Genomic DNA, 12,703 nt, shown 5'->3' with positions numbered 1-12,703 from the left:
CCCTCCGTCCGCTGGGCTGCCGCCCGCTGCCCCCGCCTCCCCGCCCGCGTCCTGGTCACGCTCCTTCGTGACCGCCACACCGCCGAGGGCGCCGCCCAAAACACGGCGATCCCGCCCGGCATCATCCGGAGGATGGCCGAGCGGGATCAAGATTTGCCGGAGGGTGGAGGCCCTGGGGTCACTCCCCGTCCGGAACCAGCCTGAGCGAGATCGAGTTGATGCAGTACCGCTGATCCGTCGGCGTCGGGTAGCCCTCGCCCTCGAAGACATGGCCCAGATGCGAGCCGCAGCGGGCGCAGCGCACCTCGGTGCGGACCATGCCGTGGCTGCGGTCCTGGATCAGTTCGACCGCGTCGGTGTCCTTCGGGTCGTAGAAGGACGGCCAGCCGCAGTGCGACTCGAACTTCGTGTCCGAGCGGAACAGTTCGGCGCCACAGGCCCGGCAGGAGTAGACGCCGGCCGTCTTGGTGTCGGTGTACTCACCGACGAAGGCCGGTTCGGTGCCGGCCTGGCGCAGGACCGCGTACTCGGCGGGCGTCAGTTCCGCGCGCCATTCCTCGTCCGGCTTCTCGATGTCGTACGACACGGTCGCTCCCTCAGCTCGACAGGTGATCCAGGATCTGCGGGCCGAGGTCTGTGACGTCGCCCGCCCCCATGGTCAGAACGAGGTCGCCGGGCTTCGCCATTCCCGCGATGACCTCGGCGACCGCCGCCTTGTCGTGGACGGCGGTGACGTCGGCGTCGGCCGCCTTCGCCGCGTCGATGATCAGGGCACTGGTGATGCCCGGGATCGGGTCCTCGCGGGCCGGGTAGATGTCCAGGACCACGGACGCGTCGGCGAGGGCGAGGGCCTGGCCCATCTCCGTACCGAGCTCCTGGGTGCGGGAGAAGAGGTGGGGCTGGAAGACGACCAGGAGGCGCGAGTCGGCGGCGGCGCCGCGCATCGCTTCGAGGTCGGCGGTCATCTCGGTCGGGTGGTGTGCGTACGAGTCGATGACCTGGACACCCGCCGCCTCGCCCTTGAGCTGGAGCCGGCGCTTGACGCCGGTGTACGTGCCGAGGGCGGAGGCCAGGTTGTGGGCCGGGATGCCGAGCGCGACACCGGCGACGAGAGCGGCGACCGCGTTGAGGGCGTAGTGGCGGCCGGGGACGGAGACCGTGAAGGTGAGGTACTTGCCGTTCAGGACGACGGTGACTTCGCTGGTCAGACCGCGCGGGGTGATCTTGTGGACCCGTACGTCGGCCGTCTCGGACTCGCCGTACGTGACGATGTTGAGCGACGCCAGGTCGCGTACCCGCCGCGTCAGCTCGACCGCGCCGGACTGGTCGGCGGAGACGACCAGGGTGCCACCGGGGACGACCTTCCCGACGAACGTCTCGAAGGAGTCGTAGATCTCTTCCATCGAGGCGTAATTCGCGTGGTGGTCCAGCTCGGCGTTGAGGACGATCGCGACCTCGGGGTCGTACTTCTGGAAGCTGCGGTCGCTCTCGTCGGCCTCGGCGACGAAGATGTCGCCCTCGCCGTGCCTGGCGTTCGTGCCGGGGCCCGCGAGGTCGCCCCCGATGGCGTACGACGGGTCGAGGCCCAGCTCGGACAGGGCGACGGCCAGCATCGACGTGGTGGTCGTCTTCCCGTGGGTGCCCGCGACGGCGATCGCACGCAGGCCCTGCATCAGCGAGGCGAGCGCGTCGGAGCGGTGCACGACGGGGATCGACAGCTCGGCGGCGCGCAGCAGCTCCGGGTTGTCGGAGCGGATGGCGCTGGAGACGACCACGCAGGACGCGTCGTCCGCCAGATGGGCGGCGGCGTGCCCGATGTGGACGGTCGCTCCCAGCGCCCGCAGTGCCTCGGCCGTGCCCGACTCCTTGGCGTCGCTGCCCGTGACCTTGGCGCCGCGCCGGGCAAGGATCTGCGCGAGGCCCGACATTCCGGCGCCGCCGATGCCGATGAAGTGCGGCCGTTCCATGGCGGCAGGAATACCGGGTGCCATGCGTGTGTCTCCCCAGAAGTCGTTGTGAGTCGCCCCCAGCCTATTCGCTGTGCGCGAAGAGCTTGAGCACCGGTACGCCGACCTTGTGCCGGGCCCGGGAGGCCCAGTCGCGGTGGAAGAACTCCTCCACGTAGTGCGGTGCGGTCAGCACGATGACCTCGTCCGCCCCCGCCTCGTCGACGACGGACTTCAGCTTGTCCAGGGGGTGCTCCTCGACCACCTGTCCGACAGCCTCCGAGCCTGCCTGGCGCAGGGCGGCGAGCGATACCTCGAGCGCCAGTTCGGCGGGTTGCCTGGCGTCCTTGCCCTCCGGCTCCTCGAGCTCACGGGCGGCTTCCTTCAGCTCGCCGATCGCCACGTCGTCGATGGCGCGCAGCAGTACGTCGGCCTGGTCTCCGCGCGGCTGCATCAGTACGACGAACGAGGTCTCTTCCTCCCCGTGCAGGGTGGTGACGAACTCGACGTCCTCGGATGTGAGGGGCTTCTCGATCATCAATACGCTGGTGAACACCTCGGGCGCCCTTCTGCTCCATCGGGCCTCGACGGCCTCTGCTGAAACCATCCTTCCCCGTGGTCGCACGGGGTCTGCGTGAGTCATTGTGCCCATCGGAAGCTAACCGGAACGGGAAATTCCGCCGATTGTCAGATCCGACGGTACCGAGTGAAGAGAAATCCGGCTTCTTCCAGCAGCGAAGCGAGGGTGAATCGCTCCGGCACCGCAACTGAGGGGCCGCCCGTGATCCGCTGGGCATCGCCGGCGGTCAGCATGGGCGAGAGGGTGAGGCAGAGCTCGTCCAGCACCCCGGCGGCCACGAACTGGCCGAGCAGCCGGGGCCCGCCCTCCGCCAGTTGACGCCTCAGCCCGCGGTCCGCGAGCTCCCGCACGACCCTGGTGGGGTCCACCCGGGTACCCTCCCCCGCGATCACCACCTCGGCGCCCGCGCTGCGGGCCGCCTCGACCCGGTCCGGCGGCGCACCGGCCCCGGTGACCACGAGGGTCGGGACGAGCGGTGAGACGAAGAGCGGGAGCGAGAAATCCAGGTCCAGGCTCCCGCTGACAACGGCGATCGCCGGCGCGGGTCTCTGCCCGGCCGCCGCCCGCCGCGCGGCGAAGGCGTCCCGGGCCCTGGCGGGCCGGTACCCCTCCATCCGTACGGTCTCCGCACCCACCACGACCACATCGGCCAGAGCGCGCAGCGTGCCGAAGATCCGCATGTCCGTGTCGCACGAGATCGGCTGCGAACGTCCGTCGTGCTGCGCGGCGCCGTCGAGTGTGGAGACCATGTTGGCGCGCAGCCAGGGGGCGTCGCCCGCCGGGTACGCATAGGCGTCGGCGAGCTCGTCCAGACTCCACTCCCCTCCTTCGGCAGCCGGTGTCGGGTCGGTCACAGGGAAGAGGCGTCGCATCCGTGCAGTCTCGCATGGCGCTTAAGCTTGAGAGCTGTGTCGTCATCCACCGCCGTGCCGGGGCAGAGCCCCATAGCCGAAACGGCCCCGCTGTCCCTGTGCGCCCTTGAGCCGCACGTCCCCGCCGACCGTCTGGTCGCCGAGATGGTGCCGCCGCCGCGCTTCGACTCGGTGCGCTTCGACACGTACGTCCCCGATCCCGACCAGCCCAGCCAGACCGACGCGGTGAAGGTACTCGACGAGTTCGCGCACGGGCTCGGCGGGGCGCACGCGACGGGTGCGGGCAGGAAGGGGAGCGCACGAAGCGGATCTTCGGAGGGATGGTGGCGGTTCGGCAGGAAGGCGGCACCGGTCGCCGGGCCGCGCGGTGTGTATCTCGACGGCGGGTACGGCGTCGGCAAGACGCATCTCCTCGCCTCGCTCTGGCACGCCACGCCCGCCGCTCCCTCACTGAAGGCGTTCGGCACGTTCGTCGAGCTGACCAACCTGGTGGGCGCGCTGGGCTTCCAGCAGACCGTGCAGACACTCAGCGGGCACCGGCTCCTGTGCATCGACGAGTTCGAGCTCGACGACCCGGGTGACACCGTTCTCGTGTCGTCACTGCTCAGCAGGCTGGTCGAGGCGGGTGTCGCGCTCGCCGCCACCTCCAACACCCTGCCCGGCAAGCTCGGCGAGGGGCGCTTCGCCGCCGCCGACTTCCTGCGGGAGATCCAGGGGCTGTCCTCGCACTTCCGGCCGCTGCGGATCGACGGCGAGGACTACCGGCACCGCGGGCTTCCCGAGGCGCCGGCGCCGTACTCCGACGAGCAGGTCACGAAGGTCGCGTACGCCACCGAGGGCGCCAGCCTGGACGACTTCCCGTCGCTGCTCGACCATCTGGCCCGCGTCCATCCGAGCCGGTACGGCGCGCTGACGGACGGCATCCGCGCGGTGTGCCTCACCGACGTGCAGGCGGTGCCGGACCAGTCGACGGCGCTGCGGCTCGTCGTGCTCGCCGACCGGCTGTACGACCGGGAAGTCCCGGTGCTCGCGTCGGGGCTCCCGTTCGACCGGCTGTTCAGCGACGAGATGCTGAACGGGGGATACCGGAAGAAGTACTTCCGGGCGATCTCCCGTCTGACGGCGCTGGCGCGCGACGCAAAGGGACTGGTGGCGCAGTAGGTTCGGGTGCGGTAACTCCACCCATCCGAAGGGATCCAGCATGGCAACCACGCGTCAGGCGCACACGGTCTGGGAAGGCAACCTGATCGAGGGCGAGGGCGTTGTCACCTTCGACTCCTCCGGCATCGGGGATTACGCGGTCTCGTGGCCGTCCCGCGCGGAGAAGGCGAACGGCAAGACCAGCCCGGAGGAGCTCATCGCGGCGGCGCACTCCAGCTGCTTCTCGATGGCCCTGTCCAACGGTCTGACCACGGCCGGCAACGCGCCGACCCGGCTGAACACCCAGGCCGAGGTCACCTTCCAGCCCGGCACCGGCATCACCGGCATCCACCTCACCGTGCAGGGCGAGGTGCCCGGTCTCGACGAGGCGGACTTCATCAAGGCCGCCGAGGACGCCAAGGCGAACTGCCCGGTCAGCCAGGCCCTCACGGGCACGACGATCACGCTGACCGCGTCGCTCGTCTGAGAGCCTGTCGGGTGACCTTCGATCGGACAGCGGACGCGACATGGTGCGTGCGATTCCAAGGCGCCGGGATGGCCTTGTAGCGGAGCTACCAGGGCATTTCGGCAACGCCGGAAGCGTGCGTGCCAGGGCGTGGCCGCCCGATCAGAGGCCACCCGACAGGCTCTGACCGCACGGGCGACCCGGCGGGCGATCCCAGGGGTCCCTGTCGGCCCATGGCACGCACGAGGCTCAGTGACCCGCGTGGTTCCCACGCGACGATACGCGTGGTACACACATGCGGGTCACTTCTCCTGTCCGCCAGCAGGGAGTTGCCTCATGTCATCAACTGCCCCTCGACGACTCGCAACACGACGCCAGGTCCTGGCCGGCAGCGGTGCGACCGCTGTCTCGATCGCCTTCGCCGGGGCCTTCTCCGAACTCTTCGCGGGCACCGCGGCCGCCCGTGGCCACAGCGGCTACGGTCCGCTGGTCCCGGACCCCGACGGTCTGCTCGATCTGCCGCAAGGATTCCGCTACCGGGTCCTGTCCCGCGAGGGCGACCGGCTCCGCTCCGGCGAGGGCCGGGTCCCCAGCAACCACGACGGCATGGCGGCGTTCACCGGCCACCGCGGCCGCGTCCATCTCGTTCGCAACCACGAGAACCGGGTCACCGCGAAGATCCCGGTACCGACCGTCGACGGCCTCACCTACGACCCGATGGGCAAGGGCGGCTGCACGGCCCTGGAGCTCGACAGCCGGGGGGCGGTCCTCGGCGAACGGGTGGCCATCGCCGGCACGGCGGTGAACTGCGCGGGTGGCCGGACGCCGTGGAACACCTGGCTGACCTGCGAGGAGACCGAGGACCGGGCCGGCACCAACGGCTACACCAAGGACCACGGCTTCATCTTCGAAGTGGACGGCGCCGACCCGCGCCGCACCGGAGCCGTGCCGCTCACCGCGATGGGCCGCTTCCAGCACGAGGCGGTCGCGATCGATCCGGACAACGGGATCGTGTATGAGACGGAGGACGCGTTCGACAGGCCGTTCGGGCTTTTCTACCGCTTCCTTCCGGAGAAACCGCTCGGTGGTACCGGCTCACTGCGGGCCGGCGGCGAACTGCAGGCCATGCGGGTGCCCGGTGTCCCCGACCTCTCCGTCGTCCAGGAGACCGGCGCGAGCTTCGACCGGATCGAGTGGGTCCCCGTACCGGATCCGCAGGCCGCCGGAACGCCGATCCGGTTCCAGGACTTCGGCCCGAAGGGCATCACGCACGCCCAGAAGCTGGAGGGCTGCTACTGGGGAGGCTCGTCGGTCTACTTCGTCTCCAGCTTCGCGAAGAGCGCGGCGGGCTCGGCGGCCGACCACTTCGGACAGGTGTGGCGGTACGAGCCGAAGCGGCGCCGTCTCACTCTGGTGGTCGTCTTCGGTCCGGATACGGACGTGCAGTTGCCCGGCGAGTCCCCCGACAACATCTGTCTGACGTCCGACGGCGGGCTGATGGTGTGCGAGGACGGTGACGGCGCGCAGCATGTATTCGGCGTGACGCGGCACGGCGAGGTGTACGCGATGGCGCGCGGCCGGCAGAACATCGGGACGGCGGAGAGTCCGGAGTGGGGCGAGTTCGCCGGGGTCACGTTCGCTCCGGACGGCGGGACGATGTTCGTGAACTGCTACACACCGGGGACGACGTTCGCGGTGACGGGCCCTTGGCATTGAGATGTTGAGCGGTACGGGGGCGGAGCGGTCCGCCCCCGTACCGGACGGGGCATCCGCCGCTACGAGGTGGTGAAGCCCTCCAGGCTGCGGATGGTGAACCACGACGCGTCGGCAGCCTCCGCCGCCGCGGCCAGCCGACGCGCGGCCTGCCGCCCGGCCCTGCGGTGGGCGGCAGTGGCAGCTCCGACCAGGGCGCCAGCGACGGCCGGCCGATAGGCACGCGGGGCGGTGGCCAGCGCCGCCGGCACAGCCGTGCCCTCGCCGGTGCGCGGGTGCGGAACAGTCCTCATCAGGGCACACATTCCCTTCCGTTCTCGTACCGGCCCGCACACGGGGACGGTGTCCTGAGGCCTTGCGGCCTCTCGACGGCTCATCCAGCCCGGGCGCTGGTCAGGCCAGCGCGCGGGGCCGGTCCGGGTGCGGTTCTGGTTCGTCGTGCAGGTGCCAGTGCAGGTCGTGCACCCCGGGCTCCAGGGACAGCCGGGCGATGACTGGTTCCAGTGCCGGGGCGACCGGGCCGCTGATCGCGACGGCGGCCCGCAGGCTGGTGGTGTCCCCGTTGTCCTCGCGGCGGGCCCGCAGACCGATGGGAGCCAGTTGGGAACCGGCCAGGGCCTGCAGCAGCAGGGCCCGGATGTGGGTCTCGGCCTGCCGCTCGCACACCAGGTGCACAGTGGCACGCACGGCGGCGTCCGGGTCCGAGCCTGCGGCCGGGGCCCGGTCCAGCCAGCGCCCGGCCGGCCGCAGCACCAGGTGCACGGCCAGCACCGCAAGCGTGCCGAGCACGGCGAAGGGCAGGCGCCCCGAGGCGGCCAGCACCCCGACCGCGGCCGAGCACCACAGCGTGGCGGCGGTGTTCAGCCCGCGCACCCCCGCACCGTCGCGCAGGATCACCCCGCCGCCCAGGAACCCGATCCCGGACACCACGTAGGACGCCACCCGGGTGGGGCTGCCCAGGTCGCCGACCGCCTCGCTGTACAGCACGAACAGCGTGGCCCCGGTGGCGACCAGGGCGTTGGTGCGCAGGCCCGCCATCCGGGCCCGCCACTGCCGCTCCACGCCGATCAGCGCGCCGCAGCCGGCCCCGGCCGCGAGCCGGGTCAGGAAATCGATCATGGTCAGGGCGTGCATACCGCACACCTCCCCTCTGCTCCGGCGTGACAGGGGGCGGCACCCGGTGGTGCCGGCGCCGCCCCCTGTCACGGGCGAGCGGTCAGTGGCCGAGCGCGACCTGCACGATCTTGATGACGACCAAGACCGTGGCGATGAGCAGGTAGGTACGCAGCGCGCCCATGCCGATCTTGCGGGTGGTGGACATCACCGGCTTTGTCAGCGTCTTCAGCGGGGGCATCCGCCACGTGTCGCGGCCGGTGCGGTCGAGCGGGTCCTCGTTGGTGCCCGTGCGGCGCTTGACGAAGGAGTACCCGGCGGCCAGCATGCCTGCGACGCCGCAGCCGGCCATGATCTGCCCGATCGCGGTCGCGGAGAGGTCCGGGAACAGCACAGCGGCGGTCAAGATCACCGACAGGGCCACCAGCACCCCGACCACGACGGCGGTGAACGCATTGGTCTTCGGCCCGTTCACCCACGGGCCCAGCACCTGACGGTCGTTGCACAGCAGCAGCAGGAACACCGACGCGGACGGCAGCAGCACCCCGGCGAGGGTCTGCACGCCTTCGGTCAGCAGCCCCAGCGGGGAACCGGGGACCAGCACGATCGCCGCCGCGGCGGCCACCAGGCCGGCGTAGACGGCGTAGAAGCCTTTCGCGCCCTTGATGCCGCGGTGCAGGGAGTGCTTCATGCCCAGCACATCGCCGATGGCGTAGGCGGTGGACAGGGAGACGGCGAACGCACCGATGATGGAGGCGTCCAGCAAAGCGATCGCGAACAGCACCCCCGCCAGCTGGCCGGCCTTGGCCTCCAGCCCGTGCGCGATGCCCGCGGAGTCGGTGAACTGCCCCGCACCGTGGGTGCCGGCGAACGCGGCGGCGGTGAAGCCCACCATCGCCGCCGCCCCGATCACGACGATCACGATGCCGATCCACAGGTCGACCTTCTCGTAGCGCATGAAGCGGGGCGTGATCCGCTTGTCGATGACGTAGGACTGCTGGAAGAACAGCTGCCATGGGGCGACAGTGGTACCGACAATCCCGATGATCAGCAGCATCACCGTGGACAGCTCACCCGTGCCGCCGGGCAGGTTCGGCACGACGAAGTCCCGGGCCATCTGGCCGGTGGCCGGGTGGACCATGAAGTAGATGGGCACTAGCAGCAGTGAGGCCGCGCACAGCGTCATCGCGACCCGCTCGAAACGGCGGAAGGAGCCGGTGAACGCGGAGGCGATGATGATCCCGGCGGCAAGGACGACGGCGGCGGCCTTCGGCAGTCCCAGGTATCCGGCCGCGAGGGTGATGCCGATGAACTCGGTCACCAGGGTGAGCGCGTTGAGCAGGAACAGGTCGATCACGGAGAAGGCGCCCCAGAACTTCCCGAACCGCTCCAGAATCAGCCGGGCGTGCCCGACCCCGGTCACCGCGCCGAGCCGGAGCACCATCTCCTGATTCACGTACAGCACCGGGACCAGCAGCAGCAGCGTCCACAGCAGGTGGGTTCCGTAGTTCTGGCCGGCCTGGCCGTAGGTGGCGAACGCGCCGGCGTCGTTGTCGCCGACCATCACGATCAGGCCGGGGCCGGCGATCGCCAGCAGTGTCTTCAGCTTCGCCGACAACCCCCGGCGCTCGCCGTGGTCGTCCAGCTTGATGGTGCCCAGGGCGCCGCGGATGTCACCGATGTGGGCGTCGTCCAGCACCGCCGTGCTCGGCGTGGGGATGTTGGTCATCGTGTCGGTCATGTCGTGCCTCCCGGTCCCCCCAAGAGGGGGGAGGTGTCGGGGGGCACGCAGCAGTCATCACCCCTGCGCGCCGGATGCGCGCACGGCAGCACACACCGCCCGCCACGGCCCTCATCAGGCCGCACCGGAAGGTGGTGACAGGGCGCAGCGGGGCCGCGCAGGGGAGGTGGTTACCGCGTGCCGGAAGAATGCGAGGACAAGCGGATCAGGGGCCGATGATGGCCCGGACTACTGCAACTGCAATCCATGTCTCTCGCCTCCTTCCGGCCGGGAACACCCGCACACGGGTGTCGTCGTCGACGCGGCAAGGAGCGACCAGCCCGCACGATGGTGGCCGGTACACCCCATCTCGTCAGAGCTTTGGCACTCCACGGCGTAATCCCGCCGACGGGCGGGAAGCCACTTGGCCTCACCCCTTAGGCCGGGGAGAGGTGTCCTGAACCTGGGCGTCTCTCGACGTCGTGGGGTCAGTGGCCTGTGTCCGTGAAGACGCCTCACCGAACGAGGTGCCTCTTCAAACCTCGCCAAGCATAAACCCGGGCCGGGGCGCCCACTCTCCGGATTACCCAGTCTTGACCGGCAGGCACCCGGCCCATTGCCACCCCGAACATGCCCCCTGGGATCCGAAAGCTACTGTCGGGTTACTGCGCATAAAACTTCAGCAGTATGGCGAAGCCCAGGCGCGTCGCACCGCGCTTGCCGGACACAAGCACCTGCTCGTCCTTCAGCAGGGCCCAGCGCTCGACCAGCTCATCCAGGTCCAACGGAGTACGGCCACGTTCGCCGATCGTCGTCCCGAGGATTCCCCCATCGCAGCCGTACGGCCCAGGACTCACCCACACAGGTGCCACCCTCGTAAGATCATCACCGTTTGCGGCTGGTGACGATCCTGCTGGCTTATTCGGTCACGCGGCGAGGGGGAGGTCGAGGCGGGCAAGGTGGCTGACACGGGTGCGGTCGAGCGGGTGACCGTTCCACCAGGCATCGAGGCGAATGAGGTTGAGTGCAACGGCGGAGAAGACGTGCTCCAGGTGGGTCTTCTGGAGACCGAGGTAGCGGGCACGTCTCATCCCGGTGAACGCGACGGCCTGGTGGATGGTTCTCTTGACGTCCGCGCGGGTTCCGTACTTGGCTCGCCACTGCTCGTCAGCCTGCTGGAGGCGGGCATGGTCGAGGACTTCTTGCAGCTCGCGGGGTTGCAAGGAGAGGGTCCGGCCGCCGGTCTTCGAGCGGGTGCACTGGTCTCGCACCGGGCAGGGGCGACATGTCTACTTGTCGAACTTGATGACGATGGCCTTGGTCCCGCGCAGGGCGGCGGGGCTCCACCAGGTGCTGGTGTCCCCGCGTGGGCAGGTGGCCTGCCGCTTCTCCCAATCGATAGTGAACGCGGTGCGGTCGAAACCGGCGCCGGCACGTGCCTGGGGTGAGCTGTTCAGCAGGACCGGGGTAACCAGGGTGACCCCGAAGTTCTTCTTCATCCCCACGATCAACTCGGCGGAGGCATAACCGGAATCGAGGAAGTGCTCGGCAGGCAGAAGACCACGGCCGGCGAGCATGTGATGGACCGGTTCAGTCACTTCCGCGTCGGTCACTGTGGCGTCGGTGGTCGCGATGCGGGTGATCAAGTGTGGCGGCGGTCCGTCGGCTCCAGGGATCGTCGCCTGGCCGGTGGGCGCGTCCTGGTCATCAGTTTCGTCGCAGGACTCACTGATGTGGATCTTGTAGCCGGTCCACCAGGAGCCCTGTTTGAGGCCGTAGCGCGCGTCCGTGTCGTACGGGGAGGCCAGCTGCAGTCTGCCGGGCGGGAGGTCCTTGCTCTCCCGCCACTTCACCTCCGCCCCGGCCTCGGTCACGGCGCGGTGGTAGTTCTGCACCCATAGCGCGCGCAAAACCTGCACCGCTGGGAACTCACGCAGCCAGGCCGGGGCGTCAGGGGCGTGCACCGCCTCCAGCAGCGCGAACCCGTCCCGGCCGTAGACCAGGGCCATCTCCTCGCGCTTGCTCGTGGAAGCCGGCGGATGCCAGGAGTGAATCCGCGGGCCGTAGCGTTCGACCCATTCCCGAACGGGCACCGCCTGGGTCAGCCAGTCCGGGACCACGCAGGCCAGCGCCTCCAGCGCGGCCCTCAACGTCTCCCCGGCCAGCTCCAGCCTGTTCAGATCGCGTACCGCCGCCAGCACACGGGTGGAGTCAGTGCGTTGCCTGCCTCCCGCCTTCACCAGGCCCCGGTCCTTGAGCGCGGTCAGCAGCAGGTCGAGCACCTTCTCCTCCATCCCGTGCTTGACCAACCGCGTGCGGAACTCGGACAGCACCGAGGCGTCGAACCCGGGATCATCCAACTCCAGGCCGAGCGCGTATTTCAGGCCATGCCGTACCGCACCCGATGCACTGCCGCCCGGTCGGTGAGGTTCTCGGCGAACTGCAACACCGTCACCAGCGCGAGCTGGCCTGGTGACCAGCCTGGCCGTCCTCTGGCTTCGAACGCCTCGGCGAACTCGGCGTCCGCGAACAACTCGCCCAGCTCGTCACGGACCCGCATCGCCAACGGGTACGGGCCCCGTGCCGCCACCGCCCGCGCCACCTGCGCGGTCAGCTCAGGCACCTTCGGCCACGGCCTCGGCTGCATCGACATTCCACACCCCACCCGCGACCGGGAAAGCCAAGACGGCCGCTGCTGTCCTGCCCAACGAGCCGTCAGCCCCGCTGGGCACGGAATAAGCCAGCAGGATCGGTGACACGGTTCTTACCGGCACCCCGACATGCTGGACCACCGGAAGTTCTACACCTTCGACACCGAATCGGCCCCCGCGGGCGCTGGCGGCAAACGGTAGGGCAGTCCGGGGCGGTCGACCTGGCCGCCCCGCCCGCGGTCGACCCCGGTGCGACGACCCGCACTTCAAACAGGCCGTCGTGAAATCCGGTCGCGGCGTACAACCCTTGCAGTACACAAGGTGTCGTACATGCGAACACGTATACGTCTACAGGCTCCCGGGGGGATCCTTGAGCACCACGCACCACCTCACCCGCCGTACCCGACTCGCGTTCGTTGCCGGCATAGCTGTCCTCGCGAGCGTCACGGCTCCGCTGACCACAGCCACCGCGTACACCGCCACCACCCCGGTTTCGAAGGCC

General features: G+C 69.8%; 14 protein-coding genes and 1 riboswitch. Of the genes, 3 read left to right on the top strand and 11 right to left on the bottom strand.

What is annotated here, in order from left to right; all coding sequences use genetic code 11:
* Positions 1 to 178 precede the first annotated feature (178 nt).
* From msrB to ACNPQM_RS30600, 4 genes are all read right to left on the bottom strand, one after another.
* On the bottom strand, positions 179 to 586 hold the full coding sequence (gene msrB / locus ACNPQM_RS30615; protein ID WP_418086505.1) for a peptide-methionine (R)-S-oxide reductase MsrB: 408 nt from the start codon (positions 584 to 586) through the stop codon (positions 179 to 181).
* Positions 587 to 596: 10 nt separating this feature from the next.
* Positions 597 to 1,991: a UDP-N-acetylmuramate--L-alanine ligase gene (gene murC / locus ACNPQM_RS30610; RefSeq protein WP_418086504.1), complete on the bottom strand. Its 1,395-nt coding sequence runs from the start codon at positions 1,989 to 1,991 to the stop codon at positions 597 to 599.
* 40 nt (positions 1,992 to 2,031) lie between these two features.
* Positions 2,032 to 2,484, bottom strand: coding sequence for an indole-3-glycerol phosphate synthase (locus tag ACNPQM_RS30605; protein ID WP_366136952.1), 453 nt, complete (start codon positions 2,482 to 2,484; stop codon positions 2,032 to 2,034).
* A 149-nt stretch (positions 2,485 to 2,633) separates the two neighbouring features.
* Positions 2,634 to 3,398, bottom strand: coding sequence for a pyrimidine reductase family protein (locus tag ACNPQM_RS30600; protein WP_418086503.1), 765 nt, complete (start codon positions 3,396 to 3,398; stop codon positions 2,634 to 2,636).
* Positions 3,399 to 3,434: 36 nt separating this feature from the next.
* On the opposite strand from ACNPQM_RS30600, the gene zapE reads away from it, so the two are divergent.
* The 3 genes from zapE to ACNPQM_RS30585 all read left to right on the top strand — a co-directional run bounded on the left by zapE (position 3,435) and on the right by ACNPQM_RS30585 (position 6,720).
* Positions 3,435 to 4,559 carry a cell division protein ZapE gene (zapE, locus tag ACNPQM_RS30595; protein WP_358856396.1) on the top strand — a complete coding sequence of 375 codons (1,125 nt, stop codon included), beginning with the start codon at positions 3,435 to 3,437 and terminating at the stop codon, positions 4,557 to 4,559.
* A gap of 40 nt (positions 4,560 to 4,599) precedes the next feature.
* Entirely contained in the window at positions 4,600 to 5,025 is a 426-nt protein-coding gene (locus ACNPQM_RS30590; protein WP_358856395.1) for an OsmC family protein, read from the top strand.
* A 315-nt stretch (positions 5,026 to 5,340) separates the two neighbouring features.
* Positions 5,341 to 6,720 carry an alkaline phosphatase PhoX gene (locus tag ACNPQM_RS30585; RefSeq protein WP_358856394.1) on the top strand — a complete coding sequence of 460 codons (1,380 nt, stop codon included), beginning with the start codon at positions 5,341 to 5,343 and terminating at the stop codon, positions 6,718 to 6,720.
* A gap of 59 nt (positions 6,721 to 6,779) precedes the next feature.
* On the opposite strand, the gene ACNPQM_RS30580 is transcribed toward ACNPQM_RS30585, so the two are convergent.
* From ACNPQM_RS30580 to ACNPQM_RS30550, 7 genes are all read right to left on the bottom strand, one after another.
* Positions 6,780 to 7,010: a hypothetical protein gene (locus ACNPQM_RS30580; protein ID WP_418086502.1), complete on the bottom strand. Its 231-nt coding sequence runs from the start codon at positions 7,008 to 7,010 to the stop codon at positions 6,780 to 6,782.
* A 100-nt stretch (positions 7,011 to 7,110) separates the two neighbouring features.
* Positions 7,111 to 7,851 carry an MgtC/SapB family protein gene (locus ACNPQM_RS30575; protein ID WP_418086501.1) on the bottom strand — a complete coding sequence of 247 codons (741 nt, stop codon included), beginning with the start codon at positions 7,849 to 7,851 and terminating at the stop codon, positions 7,111 to 7,113.
* A gap of 82 nt (positions 7,852 to 7,933) precedes the next feature.
* Positions 7,934 to 9,571, bottom strand: a complete 1,638-nt coding sequence (locus ACNPQM_RS30570; protein ID WP_418086500.1) for an Nramp family divalent metal transporter — start codon at positions 9,569 to 9,571, stop codon at positions 7,934 to 7,936.
* Positions 9,572 to 9,907: 336 nt separating this feature from the next.
* Positions 9,908 to 10,084, bottom strand: a riboswitch (M-box (ykoK) riboswitch).
* Positions 10,085 to 10,212: 128 nt separating this feature from the next.
* On the bottom strand, positions 10,213 to 10,407 hold the full coding sequence (locus ACNPQM_RS30565) for a hypothetical protein (RefSeq protein ID WP_418086499.1): 195 nt from the start codon (positions 10,405 to 10,407) through the stop codon (positions 10,213 to 10,215).
* Positions 10,408 to 10,476: 69 nt separating this feature from the next.
* A complete protein-coding gene (locus ACNPQM_RS30560) occupies positions 10,477 to 10,821 on the bottom strand; it encodes a transposase (RefSeq protein WP_418086498.1) in 345 nt (114 codons plus the stop codon).
* Between the two features lie 18 nt (positions 10,822 to 10,839).
* The gene (locus ACNPQM_RS30555; protein WP_418086497.1) at positions 10,840 to 11,910 is read right to left on the bottom strand and encodes a hypothetical protein; all 1,071 of its coding nucleotides are present in this window, start codon (positions 11,908 to 11,910) and stop codon (positions 10,840 to 10,842) included.
* 20 nt (positions 11,911 to 11,930) lie between these two features.
* The gene (locus ACNPQM_RS30550) at positions 11,931 to 12,197 is read right to left on the bottom strand and encodes a transposase (RefSeq protein ID WP_418086496.1); all 267 of its coding nucleotides are present in this window, start codon (positions 12,195 to 12,197) and stop codon (positions 11,931 to 11,933) included.
* Positions 12,198 to 12,703 lie beyond the last annotated feature (506 nt).

This window comes from Streptomyces sp. NPDC056231 (genome assembly GCF_048270745.1).
Lineage (GTDB): Bacteria > Actinomycetota > Actinomycetes > Streptomycetales > Streptomycetaceae > Streptomyces.
This window is presented reverse-complemented; position numbering and strand designations above follow the sequence as displayed.

Bases quoted from the DNA above. Each gene is read 5' to 3' on its own strand.
- murC (WP_418086504.1), bottom strand. From the start codon at position 1,991: ATGGCACCCGGTATTCCTGCCGCCATGGAACGGCCGCACTTCATCGGC.
- ACNPQM_RS30605 (WP_366136952.1), bottom strand. From the start codon at position 2,484: ATGATCGAGAAGCCCCTCACATCCGAGGACGTCGAGTTCGTCACCACC.
- ACNPQM_RS30600 (WP_418086503.1), bottom strand. From the start codon at position 3,398: ATGCGACGCCTCTTCCCTGTGACCGACCCGACACCGGCTGCCGAAGGA.
- ACNPQM_RS30590 (WP_358856395.1), top strand. From the start codon at position 4,600: ATGGCAACCACGCGTCAGGCGCACACGGTCTGGGAAGGCAACCTGATC.
- ACNPQM_RS30585 (WP_358856394.1), top strand. From the start codon at position 5,341: ATGTCATCAACTGCCCCTCGACGACTCGCAACACGACGCCAGGTCCTG.
- ACNPQM_RS30580 (WP_418086502.1), bottom strand. From the start codon at position 7,010: ATGAGGACTGTTCCGCACCCGCGCACCGGCGAGGGCACGGCTGTGCCG.
- ACNPQM_RS30575 (WP_418086501.1), bottom strand. From the start codon at position 7,851: ATGCACGCCCTGACCATGATCGATTTCCTGACCCGGCTCGCGGCCGGG.
- ACNPQM_RS30570 (WP_418086500.1), bottom strand. From the start codon at position 9,571: ATGACCGACACGATGACCAACATCCCCACGCCGAGCACGGCGGTGCTG.
- ACNPQM_RS30550 (WP_418086496.1), bottom strand. From the start codon at position 12,197: ATGCAGCCGAGGCCGTGGCCGAAGGTGCCTGAGCTGACCGCGCAGGTG.